Origin of the sequence: Sphingomonas sp. SUN019 (assembly GCF_024758705.1) — a bacterium.
GTDB lineage: Bacteria > Pseudomonadota > Alphaproteobacteria > Sphingomonadales > Sphingomonadaceae > Sphingomonas.
Window position 1 is genome coordinate 922,027 of sequence record NZ_CP096971.1, and the last position, 15,143, is coordinate 937,169.

Annotated in this window: 17 protein-coding genes and 1 riboswitch; of the genes, 11 read left to right on the plus strand and 6 right to left on the minus strand. The window is 66.1% G+C overall.

The annotated features are described in order from the left end of the window. Positions 1 to 19: 19 nt before the first annotated feature. From gcvH to M0208_RS04460, 3 genes are all read right to left on the minus strand, one after another. Positions 20 to 391 (minus strand): glycine cleavage system protein GcvH, encoded by a 372-nt coding sequence (gcvH, locus tag M0208_RS04450; protein ID WP_258890526.1) that lies wholly within the window; start codon positions 389 to 391, stop codon positions 20 to 22. A gap of 1 nt (position 392) precedes the next feature. Beyond that, positions 393 to 1,577: a glycine cleavage system aminomethyltransferase GcvT gene (gene gcvT, locus M0208_RS04455; RefSeq protein WP_258890527.1), complete on the minus strand. Its 1,185-nt coding sequence runs from the start codon at positions 1,575 to 1,577 to the stop codon at positions 393 to 395. A gap of 153 nt (positions 1,578 to 1,730) precedes the next feature. Next, positions 1,731 to 1,833: riboswitch (glycine riboswitch) on the minus strand. 80 nt (positions 1,834 to 1,913) lie between these two features. After that, the gene (locus M0208_RS04460) at positions 1,914 to 2,558 is read right to left on the minus strand and encodes a hypothetical protein (protein WP_258890528.1); all 645 of its coding nucleotides are present in this window, start codon (positions 2,556 to 2,558) and stop codon (positions 1,914 to 1,916) included. A 109-nt stretch (positions 2,559 to 2,667) separates the two neighbouring features. Between M0208_RS04460 and ispH the strand changes: the two genes are divergently transcribed. From ispH to rnhA, 3 genes are all read left to right on the plus strand, one after another. Continuing rightward, positions 2,668 to 3,618, plus strand: a complete 951-nt coding sequence (gene ispH, locus M0208_RS04465; protein ID WP_258890529.1) for a 4-hydroxy-3-methylbut-2-enyl diphosphate reductase — start codon at positions 2,668 to 2,670, stop codon at positions 3,616 to 3,618. Between the two features lie 178 nt (positions 3,619 to 3,796). Continuing rightward, positions 3,797 to 4,750 carry a homoserine kinase gene (gene thrB / locus M0208_RS04470; RefSeq protein ID WP_258890530.1) on the plus strand — a complete coding sequence of 318 codons (954 nt, stop codon included), beginning with the start codon at positions 3,797 to 3,799 and terminating at the stop codon, positions 4,748 to 4,750. Continuing rightward, entirely contained in the window at positions 4,747 to 5,199 is a 453-nt protein-coding gene (gene rnhA / locus M0208_RS04475; protein ID WP_258890531.1) for a ribonuclease HI, read from the plus strand. Before thrB ends, rnhA begins: the two co-directional genes overlap by 4 nt. A 1-nt stretch (position 5,200) precedes the next feature. Here rnhA and M0208_RS04480 read toward each other — a convergent pair whose 3' ends face one another. From M0208_RS04480 to M0208_RS04490, 3 genes are read right to left on the minus strand one after another with little or no spacing between them, the layout of a single operon-like run. Beyond that, the gene (locus M0208_RS04480; protein ID WP_258890532.1) at positions 5,201 to 5,374 is read right to left on the minus strand and encodes a DUF1508 domain-containing protein; all 174 of its coding nucleotides are present in this window, start codon (positions 5,372 to 5,374) and stop codon (positions 5,201 to 5,203) included. A 15-nt stretch (positions 5,375 to 5,389) separates the two neighbouring features. Then, positions 5,390 to 6,481 (minus strand): FAD-binding oxidoreductase, encoded by a 1,092-nt coding sequence (locus M0208_RS04485; protein WP_258890533.1) that lies wholly within the window; start codon positions 6,479 to 6,481, stop codon positions 5,390 to 5,392. Then, the gene (locus M0208_RS04490; RefSeq protein WP_258890534.1) at positions 6,478 to 7,413 is read right to left on the minus strand and encodes an alpha/beta fold hydrolase; all 936 of its coding nucleotides are present in this window, start codon (positions 7,411 to 7,413) and stop codon (positions 6,478 to 6,480) included. The genes M0208_RS04485 and M0208_RS04490 overlap by 4 nt, the downstream gene beginning before the upstream one ends. Before the next feature lie 52 nt (positions 7,414 to 7,465). Here M0208_RS04490 and M0208_RS04495 point away from each other — a divergent pair, with 52 nt between their 5' ends. The 8 genes from M0208_RS04495 (at position 7,466) to M0208_RS04530 (ending at position 15,137) form a co-directional block, all read left to right on the plus strand. Beyond that, positions 7,466 to 7,939, plus strand: a complete 474-nt coding sequence (locus tag M0208_RS04495; protein ID WP_258890535.1) for a prepilin peptidase — start codon at positions 7,466 to 7,468, stop codon at positions 7,937 to 7,939. A 53-nt stretch (positions 7,940 to 7,992) separates the two neighbouring features. After that, complete coding sequence (gene cpaB / locus M0208_RS04500; RefSeq protein ID WP_258890536.1) at positions 7,993 to 9,039, plus strand: Flp pilus assembly protein CpaB; 1,047 nt, start codon at positions 7,993 to 7,995, stop codon at positions 9,037 to 9,039. A gap of 1 nt (position 9,040) precedes the next feature. Continuing rightward, positions 9,041 to 10,654, plus strand: a complete 1,614-nt coding sequence (locus M0208_RS04505) for a type II and III secretion system protein family protein (protein WP_258890537.1) — start codon at positions 9,041 to 9,043, stop codon at positions 10,652 to 10,654. After that, positions 10,654 to 11,310, plus strand: coding sequence for a CpaD family pilus assembly protein (locus tag M0208_RS04510; RefSeq protein ID WP_258890538.1), 657 nt, complete (start codon positions 10,654 to 10,656; stop codon positions 11,308 to 11,310). The genes M0208_RS04505 and M0208_RS04510 overlap by 1 nt, the downstream gene beginning before the upstream one ends. Before the next feature lies 1 nt (position 11,311). Then, a complete protein-coding gene (locus tag M0208_RS04515; protein ID WP_258890539.1) occupies positions 11,312 to 12,592 on the plus strand; it encodes a pilus assembly protein CpaE in 1,281 nt (426 codons plus the stop codon). Positions 12,593 to 12,645: 53 nt separating this feature from the next. Then, complete coding sequence (locus tag M0208_RS04520) at positions 12,646 to 13,623, plus strand: type II secretion system F family protein (RefSeq protein WP_258890540.1); 978 nt, start codon at positions 12,646 to 12,648, stop codon at positions 13,621 to 13,623. Positions 13,624 to 13,627: 4 nt separating this feature from the next. Then, complete coding sequence (locus M0208_RS04525) at positions 13,628 to 14,629, plus strand: type II secretion system F family protein (RefSeq protein WP_258890541.1); 1,002 nt, start codon at positions 13,628 to 13,630, stop codon at positions 14,627 to 14,629. Between the two features lie 100 nt (positions 14,630 to 14,729). Next, positions 14,730 to 15,137, plus strand: coding sequence for a hypothetical protein (locus tag M0208_RS04530; RefSeq protein ID WP_258890542.1), 408 nt, complete (start codon positions 14,730 to 14,732; stop codon positions 15,135 to 15,137). The last annotated feature ends 6 nt before the right edge of the window (positions 15,138 to 15,143 follow it).

Consider the following 15,143-nt stretch of genomic DNA (forward strand, 5'->3'; position numbering starts at 1 on the left):
TTCTGAACGGTGTTGTGTGTCAGAGCTTCGCGACGAACGCCTCGTAAGCGGTCTCGTCCATCAGTTCTTCGAGCTCGGCCGGGTCGGTCAGCGTAATCTTGAAGAACCAGCCCTCCCCTTCCGGGTCGCTGTTCACCAGCGCGGGTTCGTCGGCGAGTGCGGGATTGCCCTCCAGCACGTTGCCCGACACCGGCGAATAGACGTCGGACGCGGCCTTGACCGATTCGACCACCGCGGCCTCGTCGCCCTTAGTCAGCGATTTTCCGTCCTCGGGCACGTCGACGAACACGATGTCGCCCAGCTGCCCCTGTGCGTAGTCGGAGATGCCGACCGTGCCGATGTCGCCATCGACGTCGATCCATTCATGGTCTTCGGTGAAATATCGGCTCATGTCATTTCACTCCGCGGAAGTAATTGTGGGGGACGAAGGGCATTGCGGTGACGGTCGCCGAATGGACCTTCCCGCGCTGCGCCAACTGAACTTGCGTGCCGGGCGTCGTCATCGCGAGCGGGACATAGGCCATCGCGATCGGCGCCCCAACGCTGGGCGCGAAGCCGCCGCTGGTGACACGGCCCACGTCCGACCCGTCGGCGTCGAGCACGGTCGCGCCCTCGCGCACCGGTTGACGGCCTTCGACCAGCAACCCGACGCGCTTGGCGATCGGACCGCTTTCACGCTCGGCCAGAATGCGCGCCGCTCCGGGGAAATTCGCTTCCTCGCGGCGGCGCTTGAACAGCGCGAAGCCGAGGTCGGCCATCACCGGCGTCGTGTCGGGATCGAGATCATGCCCGTACAGCGGCAACCCCGCCTCCAGCCGCAGCGAATCGCGCGCGCCGAGGCCGATCGGCTTCACCTCGGGTTCGGCGGTCAGCGCGTCGGCAAACGCCTCGACCGCATCGGCGGGGATAGAAATCTCGAACCCGTCCTCGCCGGTGTAGCCCGATCGGCTGATCCAGAGGTCATGCCCGGCCCATGCGAACGCCGCCGCCTGCATGAACACTAGCGCGTCGACGCCGGGGATTAGCCGCGCGAGCACGTCGACCGCCTTCGGACCCTGCAGAGCGAGCAGCGCGTGATCCTCCATCAGATTCAGCGTGATGTCGTCGGGCAGGAAATCGAGCATGTGCCCGATATCGTCGTATTTGGTCGCGCCGTTGACGACCATGTAGACGCGATCTTCGGCCTGCCGCGTCAGCATCAGGTCGTCGAGAATGCCGCCGTTCTCATCGAGCAGCAGCGAATAGCGCGCGCGGTTCATCGCCAGACCGGCGATATCGGCGGGCAGCATCGCCTCGAGCGCGGCGACCAGCCCATCCCCGGTAAAGGTCAGCTGGCCCATGTGACTTACGTCGAACAGGCCAGCGGACTCGCGCATCCACAGATGCTCGGCCATGATGCCCTCGTATTGAACGGGCATGTGATAGCCGGCGAACTCGACCATCCGCCCGCCCTTCGCGCGGTGCCAAGCGTCGAGCGGCAGCGTTTGCGTAACAGGCGCGTCGTCGTCCTCGTCATCAGGGGGACGGCCAATGTCGATCTCGGCGGTATCGATCGGATCGTGGGTCAGGTCGCTCATGGCCGGTCTTCCGTCGAAAGGGCGATCGTCCGCATGGGTACGGTTTGGATCGGACCCCCTCTGTCACGGAACCTGAGAGCTTTGGCCGGGACGAACCCGGTTTACACCTTCGGTGGGTCTTCCCTGAAAGGAAGACCGCTTTCCAGAGTGTCGTTGAGCCGCGCGGTCCCTGTTGCCTGAGAGATTCCGGGGTGGTTGCTCCTTCGGCGGCGGACGTGCCCTGAAAGGACCACCCGCGCTCTCCCGCGCGCCCATGCCGGTTGCCCCGCATCGACGCCTCAGTGTGTGACCGCGCGCCGGATTCGAGTCAATCGGCTTGTTGCAGGTGCGAGAAGATTAGCGCTGCGCGTTATACTTCAGCTGGTCGTTCGTCAGTTGGAAGCCGACCAGCGCCTCGAACGTCGCGGACAGCACCGCCTGCCGAACGTCGGGCGCGGTCAGCGGGTCGACCGCGGCATCCTCGTCGCCCGCCTTGCGCTTGCGGGTCAGTTTCTTGCGCACCTCTTCGGGCAAGGTCGCCGCCGCACGGCTGACGTTGGCGCTCGCCTGACCGCTGACCGAGGCGATGGCCTGCCCCGCCTCGAACTGGATCGCGACGCGGCCGACGCGCTTGGCGACCACCGCGTTCCCGCCGCGCACGATCGTGATGAAATACGGCAGGACCACCTCGCGCGGACCCTCCGCCCGGGCGCGACGCGCGCGCACGTCGAAGGTTACGTTGGTGACGACTTCCGCACCGGTATCGTCGCAGGTCGACCGCACGTTGCTGATCGCCGCGGTCACGTCGATCGCATTGGCGTCGCGGCTGGCGGGCGGATCGAAGACGGTGATGTCGCCGGTTCCTGCGGGGACGGCGACGACGGGACAGGCGGAGCGCACCGCGGTGATCCCGACGCCGCGCTCGATATTGATCTCGCCCGACTTGTTGCAGCCCGCCAGCAGGGCGAGCGCGGCGACGGGGAGAGCGGCGTGGCGGATCATGGCGGCACCTTATGCGGATACGAAACAGGGGACCGTGCGGACACGGCCCCATCGGCGCGCTTCCATAACCGTCTTCCGCGCGCGGCGGCAATGGCGTAAGCGCTGCAGCATGTCCGACAAGCCAGCCCTAGACCTGCTGATCGCCGCCCCGCGGGGCTTTTGCGCGGGCGTCGACCGCGCGATCCGGATCGTCGAACTCGCGATCGAGAAGCATGGCGCGCCCGTGTTCGTGCGGCACGAAATCGTCCACAATAAGTTCGTCGTCGATACGCTGAAGGCGCAGGGCGCGGTGTTCGTGGAGGATCTGGACGAGGTACCCGATGGCGCACCGGTCGTGTTTTCCGCGCACGGCGTGCCCAAATCGGTGCCTGCCGATGCGCAGGCGCGCGGGCTCGACTATCTCGATGCCACTTGTCCGCTGGTGTCGAAGGTGCATCGCCAGGCCGAACGTCTGGTCGCTGCGGGGCGCCACATCCTGTTCGTCGGCCATACCGGCCATCCCGAGGTGATCGGCACGTTCGGTCAGGTGCCGGAGGGGACGATCACGCTGATCGAGACGGTCGAGGACGCCGAATCGCTTGAGCCCGCGGATCCCGATAACCTCGCCTTCCTGACCCAGACGACGCTGTCGGTCGACGATACCGCCGCGGTGATGGCGGTATTGCTGCGGCGGTTCCCGACGATCGTCGCGCCGAAAGCCGACGACATCTGCTACGCCACGTCGAACCGGCAGGCCGCGGTGAAGGCGATCGCGGCGTCGTGCGACGCGGTGCTGGTGATCGGCGCGCCCAATTCGTCCAATTCGCTGCGGCTGGTCGAAGTGGCCGAGCGCGAAGGCGTCCGCGCCGCGCTGATCCAGCGCGCTACCGATCTCGACTGGGCGTTCCTGGACGGCGTCGGCACGCTCGGCATCACCGCGGGCGCGTCTGCCCCCGAATTGCTGGTGCGCGAACTGGTCGATCGGCTGGCGACGCGCTTTGCGGTTGCCGAGCGCGAGGTCGAGACGACGCGCGAGACGATCGCGTTCAAGCTGCCGCGCGGGCTCGAAGAAGCCGCCTGAATCGGAAGGCTGTCCTACAGGCTTCGATTCTGCGATGGCGACGCATATGCCGCCCGCCCATCGACAATCGTCCGCGCCGTTCGACCCCGCTCCGTTCGACAAGGAAAGGGGGACGCTCTTGTCCGTTTCCCGGAACCTTCGGAACCTTTGCCCGCAATCTTCGACGGTTGGCGGCTGAATGGCGGTCTACACCCACGTCCCTGCCGAATCGCTCGCCCTGTTCCTGTCGCGCTACGACGTCGGCGAACTGGTGTCGGCGAAGGGCATCGCCGAGGGGGTGGAGAATTCCAACTATCTCGTCGACACCACGCAGGCGCGCTTCATCCTGACGCTCTACGAAAAGCGCGTCGCGTCGAATGATCTGCCGTTCTTCATGGCGCTGCTCGATCATCTCAACGCAAAGGGCCTGCCCGTTCCGCCCGCGATCAAGGACCGCGGCGGCATCGAGATCCAGGAACTGGAAGGCCGTCCGGCGTGCCTGATCAAGTTCCTGCCCGGCGTGTCGCTGTCCTTACCCTCCCCGACGCAAGCACGGGCCGCGGGCGAAGCGATGGGCGCGATGCACAATGCGGTTGCCGATTTCACCGAGACCCGCCCCAACACGCTCGGCGTCACGGGCTGGCGGCCTTTGCTCGACCAATGCGGGCGCTCGCTCGACCAGATCGAGCCCGGGCTGTTCGATCGCGTCGATGCGGCGCTGGCGACGGTCGAGCACGAATGGCGCGCTGACTTGCCGGTCAGCGCGATCCACGCCGATCTGTTCCCGGACAACGTGCTGATGCTCGGCGAACGGGTGACGGGCCTGATCGACTTCTATTTCGCCTGCACCGACCTGCGCGCCTACGATCTGGCGGTGATGCATACGTCATGGGCGTTCGACGACAATGGCGCCGCGCTGGACCCCGCCGTCGGCCGCGCGATCGTCGCGGGGTATGAGACGGCGCACCCGCTGCTGCCCGAGGAACGCGCCGCGCTCTCGGTGCTCGCGCGGGGGGCGTGCATCCGCTTCCTGCTGACGCGTGCGTGGGACTGGCTCAACACTCCCGCCGACGCGCTAGTGACCCGGAAAGACCCGCTGGCATATCTGCGTCGCCTCGACTGGTACGACGCCCATCCGAAAGCGTTTGCGTGACCGAACTTCAGCAAGTCGAAATCTTCACCGACGGCGCGTGCAAAGGCAATCCCGGCCCCGGCGGGTGGGGCGCGCTGATCCGCATGGGCGCGCATGAGAAGGAATTGTCGGGCGGCGAGAATCCGACGACCAACAACCGCATGGAGCTGACCGCTGCAATCCGCGCGTTGGAGGCGTTGACGCGGCCGTGCCACGTCACGCTGTCCACCGACAGCCGCTACGTCATGGACGGGCTGACGAAGTGGATCAAAGGCTGGCAGAAGAACGGCTGGCGCACCGCCGACAAGAAACCGGTCAAGAACGCCGAGCTGTGGCAGGAACTGCTGAACGCCGCGAAACGCCACCGCATCGACTGGCAATGGGTGAAGGGCCACGCCGGCCACCCCGAAAACGAGCGCGCCGATCGTTTGGCCAGCGACGCCGCGGTCGTGGCGGGACGGAGAGCCTAGCTCAACCGTCCTCGATTTCCGCCCCCGGACCATTTTTCTTGATCGATTCGATCGCGCTCTTCGCCGCGGCCTTGCTGGAATAGCCTTCGGTCCAGAACATCAGCTCGCTGTTGTATTTGAACTTGGCGACATACTCGCCCTTCTTGTTCTGCTCGATCACGAACTTGTGCGCCATCGTCGCTCTCCGTCGTTACGGTAGGTGCACGCTATCTCCGAATCGCGTCGCCGCATAGCGGTTAGCATCTAGTCCATTCGGCGACGCATCGCCCAGCAGCAGCGCCGCGCCGATCGCCGCGCCGGCGGGGGCCGTCTGGATGCCGAAGCCGCCCTGCCCCGCGAACCAGAAGAAGCCGGGGCTGCGGGCGTCGAAGCCGTACACCGGCAGGCGATCGGGCGCGAAGCTGCGCAGGCCCGCCCAGCTGCGCTCGACCCGCGTCACCCGCCAGTCGACGACGTGTTCGAACCGGTCGATCGCGATCGCCACGTCCAACTCCTCGGGCTGCGCATCGGTCGGGTCGCACGGCGTCTCGTCATGCGGGCTGAGCCACAGCCGCCCGCCCGACTCGGGCTTGAAATAGAAATCGCCGCCAAGATGCGCGACATGCGGCATCTCCGTCGGCGCGGCGGGATCGCTGCGTAGCTGCACCAAGGTGCGGCGGTACGGCTGGATGCCGAGCGGCGCGACATCGGCGGCGACCGCGACCGGATCGGCCCACGCCCCTGCCGCATTCACCAGCACCGCCGCCTCGAACTCACCCGCGCCGGTGACGATCCGCCACCGGCCGTTAGCGCGAGTCGCGGACTGCAGCGCAGCGTTCAGCGCCAGCGTCGCTCCCGCCCGACGCGCGGTCGCCAGCGCGTCGGCGTGCAGCCCGGCGACGTCGATGTACGCACAGCTCGGCTCGCGCACGCCGATCGTCCAGCCGTCGCGCAGTCCCGGCACGAACCCGGCCGGATCGACCCGTTCCAGCGCGACGCCGGTCCCATCGAACTCGGCCATGAACGCGTCCGCCAGCGCGGCGTCCGACGCTTGCCCGATGTGCAGCGAGCCGAGCGGTTCCAGGAACCCGCCCGCCTTCAGCGGCGCTTCGGACGCGGAGGTCAGCGGCTGGATGCCCGGCCCGCCATAGGTTTCGGACCAGAACGCCGCCGACCGCCCGGTCGCGTGATACCCCGCAGCATCCTCCGCCTCGAGCAACAGCACACGCGCGCGCGATCCGATCGCCGCGGCGAGCGTGGCCCCGGCGATCCCGGCACCCACGATGGCGATGTCGTAGCTCAAGATGCGTTTGTCGTCAGGAACCGGTCGATCGCTTCGAGCGCGCGGTTTCGCACCGGATCGGCCTCGCGGAGGATTTCATGCGCCGATTCGCGGCCGAAGCGCAGCAGCTCGGCGTTGGGCAAGCGTTCGGCCAGCATGATCGCGGCCTTCGCGTCGACCAGCCCGTCGGCTTCCGCCACCAGCATCAGCACCGGCGTATCGATCGATCCCAGTCGCGGGTCGGCGCGTTGCGTGCGGGTGGAAGCGAACGCCTCGGTCAGCCACGCCCAGCTCGGCGGGCCAAGCTTGATCTCTGGCGACCGGTCGAACCAATATTGCTCGTCGGCATAGCGCGTCGCGTCGTGGGTCAGCAGAGTCTGGCGATCGGGCCTGAGGCCCGGTCGCTCGTTCTTTTTCCACGCGGCGCGCGCCGGATCGCCCCGCGCGCGCATGAACCGCGCAATGCGTTCGCCGATCACCGCCCCCAGCGGCGCTTTCAGCCCCAGCATCGGCGCGACGAGCACGGCCGAATCGGGCCGAATCGCCTGTTCGGTCAGCGCGCGCAGGATCAAATGGCCGCCCATCGAATGCCCGATCGCAACCCGCAGCGCGACCGCATCCCACTCGCGCCAGAACGACGCGAGGTCGCTGATCCAGAGATCGAAATCCTCCGCGTGTCCGACGTGCGCATCGTTCGAAAGCCGTCCCGAGCCGCCCTGCCCGCGCCAGTCGAGCGACGTGACCGACCATCCGGCATCATGCCAATGCCCGAAACTTTCCAGATACTTTTCAAACACATCGCCGCGGCCGCCCTGGAACAGGATCGCACCCCGCGCCGGTCTCTCGCGCTGTGGCCAGTCAAATCGGCGGAGCCGCCAGCCGTCAGGCGCGCTCCAGGTGGAGACGGTCGCGTCGGCGGGAATCGCGCGCCTGATCGGGGCCTGAATGGTCATGCGTCGCCGTGGTTACGGTTTGGCAAGCCATTCCGTCTAGTCATACGGTCAAATGGGGTGGGACATTCTTGTGTGGGGGCTTCCCGCGGCGCTCGTGCTGCTGCTCGTTTCGGCGGGCATTCAGGATGCGCGCACGCGGGAAATCGCCAATTGGAAGAACGCGGCGATCGCGCTGCTGGCCCCCTTGTGGTGGTCGGCGGTCGGCTTGTCGCCGTGGCCGGACATGGCGGTGCAGCTAGGGCTGGCGCTGCTGGTCTTCGGCTTCTTCTGTGTCGCGTTCCATTTCGGCCAGATGGGCGGCGGCGACGTGAAGATGATCGGCGCGCTCGCCTTGTGGTTGCCGCCGGCGCCGCTGCTGGCGATGCTGATGATCATGTCGGTCATCGGCGGCGTGCTGACGTTGATCATGCTGATCGAACACAAATTCAGGCGCGGCAAAGGGGTTTTAGAGATTCCCTACGGCGTCGCCATCGCGATCGCAGGACTTATCAGTCTTCGCGAACCGCTTCTTAACCAATTCACCTAATAATGAATGCTGGACCAACACCGGCGCGCGTTCGTCGAAAGGCACGATGAGTCATGGATACTCGCAAGGTTATATTGCTGGTCGGGGCGCTGATTGTGGCGGCGATCACGGCGTTCTTCGCCCGTACGCTGATCATGGGCAGTTCGACCCCGCAGGCGAACGCCTCGATTGCGGGGGCTCCGGCCCCGGTGATCGACGGCCCGAAGGTATTGGTCGCCACCCGCGCGTTGCCGGTCGGCACGATCGTCGACGCGACCGCGCTGAAGTTTCAGCCCTGGCCGAAGGAGCTCGTCGAGGGCGCCTATTTCCAGGAAGGCCCCGAACTCGACATGAAGAATATCGTCGGCACGGTGGTGCGCCAGGCGGTCACCGCGGGTCAGCCGATCACGCAGGGCGCTTTGGTGAAGCCCGGCGATCGCGGCTTCCTGGCGGCGGCTCTCGGGCCGGGAATGCGCGCCGTCACGGTGCCCGTCTCCGCGCAAAGCTCGGTCGCTGGCTTCGTGTTCCCGGGCGACCGGATCGATTTCCTGCTGACCCAGACGGTCGCCGGTGGCGGCGACGGACCGCCACTGAAGGCGTCGGAGACGATCATGCGCAATATGCGCGTACTCGCCACCGATCAGCGCACCAGCCAGGACAAGGATGAAACCGGCAACACCGTCGTCCGCACCTTTTCGACGGTGACGGTGGAGGCGACGCCGAAGATCGCCGAACAGATTGCGGTGGCGCAGACGCTGGGCTCGATCTCGCTGTCGCTGCGCTCGATCGCGGACAATCAGGCCGAACTGGAACAGGCGATCGCCAGCGGCGACGTGAAGGTGCCGGAGGGTTCCGATCCGAAGGCTGAAAAGGCGATGCTGCTGCAGCTCGCCAGCGCACCGCAGACCGGCAATTCGACCTTTGCGGTCGGGGCCGACGTGTCACGTTTTCAGCGCCGTTCGGTGCCAGGGAAGAACGTCGACATGTCCGCGATGCCTGCCGCCGCCGGCGCTGCGCCAGCGGCCTCTTATCCCGGCGCCGTCGTGCGCGCTGCCGGACCCGTCGTGCGCATCGCGCGCGGCAACAACGTGACCGAAGTGCCGGTCGGGGGGAAGAACTGAGATGCGCATTCGTATGAAGCCGATCGGCTGGCCGCTCGCGGTCGCGCTCGTCAGCGCCGGGATGCTCGGCGCGCCGACCGCAGCCCCCGCCGAGGCAGGGGCCACCGGCGGGGCGACTGTTCAGGTCGCGACCAACCGCGGCAAGCTGATCACGCTGGCCAAGCCGATGAGCGACATCTTCATCGCCAATCCCGACATCGCCGACGTGCAGGTGCGTTCACCGACGCAGCTCTACGTCTTCGGCAAGAAGGGTGGTGAAACGACGATCTCCGCCACGTCGAAATCGGGCGCGGTCGTCTACGCCGCTACCGTTCGGGTCGGGAACAATTACGACTCGCTGGGCCAGATGCTGGCGCTCGCGATGCCCGACGCTCAGGTGACGGCGACGACGATGAACGGCGTCGTCCTGCTGACCGGCACCGTCGCCAATCCCGATGACGCGTCGGAAGCCGAACGGCTGGTGGCGGCGTTCGTGGGCGGTGAAACGAAAGTGATCAGCCGCCTGAAGACCGCGACCCCGCTGCAGGTCAATCTGCAGGTGCGTTTCGCCGAGGTGAGCCGCAGCTTCGTCAAGAACATCGGCAGCAACCTGACCACGATCGACGGCACCGGCGGATTCAAGTTTGGGGTCGGCAGCGGCCGCCCGCCCGCCAGCTTCTATACTACCGATCGCAACCTGCCGCTGGGCATCGGGCAAAGCGTGCAGGGCTACACGATCGATCCGACCACTGGTCAGGTCGTTTTGAGGCCCGGCACCTCGATCACGCCGGGCAGTCAGCGAACCACGATCGGCGGCCTCACCAAGTTTCTCGGACTCGATATCCTGGGCGCGCTCGATCTGGGCGAGCGGGTTGGCCAAGTGACAAGCCTCGCCAATCCAAACCTTACGGCGTTGTCGGGCGAAACCGGCACGTTCCTGGCCGGCGGCGAGATTCCCATCCCGATCAGTCAGGGGCTGGGCGCGGTGTCGGTCGAGTACAAGCAATATGGCGTTAGCCTGGCCTATACGCCGACGGTGTTGTCGGATGGCCGCATTTCGCTGCGTGTCCGTCCGGAGGTATCGCAGCTCGATTATTCCAATGCGGTTTCGATTGGCGGATCTCAAGTGCCTGGCCTGACGACGCGTCGCACCGAAACGACGGTCGAACTGGGTTCGGGTCAGAGCTTCATGATCGCCGGCTTGCTGTCGAACAATCACAACAACTCGATCGACAAAACGCCGGGCGTCAGCGACGTGCCGATTTTGGGCGCGCTGTTCCGCTCAAACGCCTTTCAGCGCAACGAAACCGAACTGGTGATCGTCATCACCCCATATCTGGTGAAGCCGGTCAACGCGAACGACATCGTTCTGCCGACCGACGGCTATAAAGCGCCGACCGATCTGGATCGCGTGCTGTTCGGCCAGCTTGGTGGCGGTACGACCGGCGGCAGCCGGCCGAAGCCGACGATGGAAGCGGGTCCGCCCGCCGCGCCGGCGATCGGCGCGGTCGCCCCTGCCGGTGCGCCGCTTGAGCCGGGATCGCCGTCAAAGCGCCGCGAGGACGCCGATCACAAGGCGACCAAGCCCTACGACAAGAAGGGCGCGACACCTGCGCCCGGCTTCTCGATCAACTGATGCCGCATCTCGGGGACATCGTCATGCTCAAGCGCACGCTCCTATTCGCCACCCTGCCCGCCCTGCTGATCGGCGGGTGCGGCGGCACCACGAACCGCGGGCTCGAATCGGTTCATCAGCCGGTCGTCAGCCGTATCGACTACGCGTTCGACGTGAACGCCGGACCCGGTGGTCTCGCTTCCGGCGAGGCGCAACGGCTGTCCGGCTGGATGCAATCACTGAAACTCGGTTACGGCGACCGGATCGCGATCGACGATCCCGCATCCGACAGCGATACCCGCGCCGACGTGGCGGCGCAGGCGGCGCGCTTCGGTTTGCTCGTATCGGATGACGCGCCCGTCACCGGCGCGCCGATCACGCCCGGTACGGTCCGGATCGTCGTCAGCCGCGCCAAGGCCAGCGTGCCGGGGTGCCCGGATTTCAGCCGGACGCGCGAGCCCGAATTCGAGAGCAACACATCGTCCAACCAGGGTTGTTCGGTCAATTCAAACCTGGCCGCGATGATCGCCAATCCGACCGATCTGGTGCGCGGTGCGCCCGGCAGCGACGTCTACGACGCCGCGATCGGCAACCGCGCGATCGACATTTTCCGCAAGGCTGCCCCGACCGGCGGCGGCGGCACGGCCGTCAAGGCCGAAAGCGCGGGAGGCAAGTGATATGAACGCACCCTGGAAACCCGCCGGCGTCGCCACTCGCGATCCCTTCGTCGCCTATGTCTGTGACGAGGCGACCGCCGAACAACTGCGTCCGGTGGTCACCGAACTCGGCTGGTCCGCAGACAAGGTCCACAAGGGTGGGCTGCGCAACGCGGTCCAGTCGCTGTCGGTATCGGCGAGCCCGCAGATCCTGTTCGTCGACCTCGCCGAATCCGGTGATCCGCTAAACGACATCAACGCACTGGCCGAGGTGTGCGAACCCGGTACGATCGTGATCGCCGGCGGGCAGGTCAACGACGTGCGCCTGTACCGCGATCTGGTCGCCAGCGGGATCCACGATTACCTGCTGAAGCCGCTGAGCGCCGACGCGTTGCGCGATACGTTCACGCACGCTCAGGCGCTGCTGAACGCGCCGAAGCTGGTCGATGCGAGCGCCGACCGCCCGCATTATTCGGTCGCGATCATCGGAACGCGCGGCGGTGCCGGCGCGTCGACGATCGCCACCTCGCTCGCCTGGCTGATGAGTGAGAAGGAGCAGCGCACTACCGCCCTGCTAGACCTGGACGTTCATTTCGGGACCGGCGCGCTGGCGCTCGATCTGGAACCCGGCCGCGGCCTGACCGATGCGATCGAAAACCCCAGCCGGATCGACGGCCTGTTCATCGAACGCGCGATGGTGCGGGCGTCGGACAAACTGGCGGTGCTGAGCGCAGAAGCGCCGATCAACTCGCCGATCGTCACCGACGGTGCGGCATTCTACCAATTGCAGGAAGAGATGCGGTCGGCGTTCGAATGCACCGTCACCGATCTACCGCGCGCAATGCTGGTCCAGCATCCGCACCTGATCAGCGACGTGCAATGCGCGGTCGTCGTGACCGAACTGACGCTGGCTGCGGCGCGCGATGCCATCCGCATCCTGTCGTGGCTGAAATCGAACGCGCCCCAGACGCAGGTGATCGTCGCCGCCAATCGGGTTCATCCCGGCACGCAGCTGGAAATCACCCGCAAGGACTTCGAAAGCTCGATCGAGCGCAAGATCGACTACGTCATCGGCTTCGATCAGAAGCTGGCGGCGCAGGCGGCCAAGCTCGGCAAGCCGTTCGCGGAAGCCGGAAAGACGTCCAAGACCGTCGCACCGATCGCCGATCTGGCGAAACGGCTGTGCGCGGTCGGCGATGACGGCGGCGCTCCGACAGGCGGCGCAAAGGGCGGATCGTTGCTTGGCAAGTTCACCGATCTGAAGGGTCTTCTCCCCAAGAAGGGCGAGAAGAAAGCGAAGTGACCGCGCGTCCCCGTCACGGGGCACGCCGGTGAAACGAAAGGCGTGAGGCCGCAATGCCGATGTTGCCGTTGTTCCTGATATCGATCGGCGCCGTCGCGGTGCTGACGATGATCGCATTCGCCTTTGCCGGCCCCTCGCCGCAACGCGCCGGCACACGTCGGCTGAACGCGCTGCGCGAACGTCATTCGACCTTCGCGACGGGTGCGGTCGAGGCGCAGATGCGCCGCATCACCGGCAAGAGCGCGACGAAGGCGGACATCGCAGCGATGCGTTATCTGCCCAAGCCCGCCGAATTGAAGAAGCGGCTGGCGATGACGGGCAAGACGTGGACCGTCGGGCAGTACGGCACCGCAACGCTCGGCATTACCGCGTTTGTGGGCTTTGGGTTCGGCCTGATCCTCGGACTGCCGATCCTGCTGGCATTGTTTATCGGATTGATCCTCGGCCTGGGCATTCCGCATCTGGCCGTCAATTTCCTCATCAAGCGCCGCGTCGGGAAATTCACCGCGAAGTTCCCAGACGCGCTCGAACTGCTGGTCCGCGGGCTTCGTTCGGGCCTGCCGATCACCGAAACCATGTCGGTCGTCGGAGCGGAAGTGGCGGGTCCGGTCGGAGAGGAATTCCGTTCGGTCAGCGACAAGATGAAAATCGGCCGCTCGATGGACGCGGCGCTCCAGGAAACCGCCGACCGGCTCGGCACGCCCGAATTCCAGTTCTTCGTCATCACGCTGGCGATCCAGCGCGAAACCGGCGGCAACCTTGCCGAGACGCTGCAGAACCTAGCCACCGTGCTGCGGCAGCGCGGGCAGATGAAGCTGAAGATCAAGGCGATGTCGTCCGAATCGAAGGCGTCGGCCTACATCATCGGCGCGCTTCCCTTCATCGTTTTCGTGATGATCTGGTTCATCAACGGCGCATACATGCAGACATTCTTCACCGATCAGCGGCTGATGGTGGCGGGCGGCGGGGGCATCATCTGGATGGCCATCGGCGCGTTCATCATGGCCAAGATGATCAACTTCGAGATCTGACGCGATGGGCGAGACATCAGGACCGACGCTGCTGGGCGTGGACGTTTTGTGGGTGGCGACGTTGCTGTCCGCGGTCGCCGCCTTTGCGGTGATGATCGCGGTCTATGCCGCGGTCAGCGTCCGCGATCCGATGGCGAAGCGCGTGAAGGCGCTGAACGATCGCCGCGAACAGCTGAAGGCAGGCATCACCGCCTCCACCAGCAAGCGCCGCGCGAAACTGGTCCAGAAAAGCGAGAATGCGGATCGCATCCGCGACCTGCTGTCGGCGCTGCGCGTGTTGCAGGACAGCCAGTTGAAGGATGCGCAGCGCAAGCTGCTGCAGGCCGGCATCCGGTCGAAAGACTGGGCGGTCGGCGTAATCTTCGGCCGGATGGTGTTGCCGATCGTGATCGGCGGGCTGATGCTGTACATCGTATACGGCACCGATAGCTTCGCCGACTGGTCGCCGTTGAAGCGGTACGGCCTGGTCGCGATGAGCTTCATCCTGAGCTACAAAGCGCCCGACATCTTCCTGAAAAACAAGATCAAGAAGCGCAGCGATGCGATCCGCAAGGGGTTGCCCGACGCGCTCGACCTGCTTGTGATCTGCGCCGAGGCAGGCCTGACCGTCGACGCCGCCTTCCACCGCGTGGCGAAGGAACTGGGCAAGGCCTATCCCGAACTGGGCGACGAATTCGCCTATACCGCGATCGAGCTGGGGTTCCTGACCGATCGCCGCACCGCGTTCGAGAATTTCGCCGCCCGCGTCGATCTCGATGCGGTGAAGGGCGTCGTCACGACGATGATCCAGACCGAGAAATACGGCACGCCGCTCGCGTCCGCGCTGCGCGTTCTGTCGGCCGAATTCCGCAACGAGCGCATGATGCGCGCCGAGGAAAAGGCCGCGCGCCTGCCGGCGATCATGACCGTGCCGCTGATCCTGTTCATCCTGCCCGTGCTGTTCGTCGTCATCCTCGGACCAGCCGCGTGTTCGATCAAGGACGCTTTCATCGACGGCGGCGTGTGAGGTCGGCGGTCCGGTAGATTCCGGGGCCGCCCTCACTGCGTCTTTCGGCAGGAACGCCTTGGTCGCATCATCGTTATGCTCCCGTAACAGGAGTGCCACGATGCTTTTCACCACCACCACACAATGGGTCGCGCTCGCGGTCGCGCTGGTCGCCGGCTGGCTCTTCGGGCTGGCCAGCCATCCCGGTGGGCGCAAGTGGAAGGACCGCTACGCCACCGAACGCGAGGCCCATGCCGCCACGCGCAAGGATTACGATGGTCAGATCGCGCAGGCCCGCAAGGACCATGACGCGCGCATCGCCGACGCCAACGCACGCCATACCGAGATCGAACGCGAGAACGCCCGGCTGGTGAAGGCGGCCCCTGTCCCCGCTGCACCGGTCGCTTCCCGCGATCGCACCGTCGAGCGCGACCGGCCGGTCGACGTGGTGCACACCGAGCGTCCCGTCCGCACCGGCACAGGCCGCGGCTGGTTCGACTGGAAAAGCCGCTCGGGCGTGAACGGCTAGGCGCCT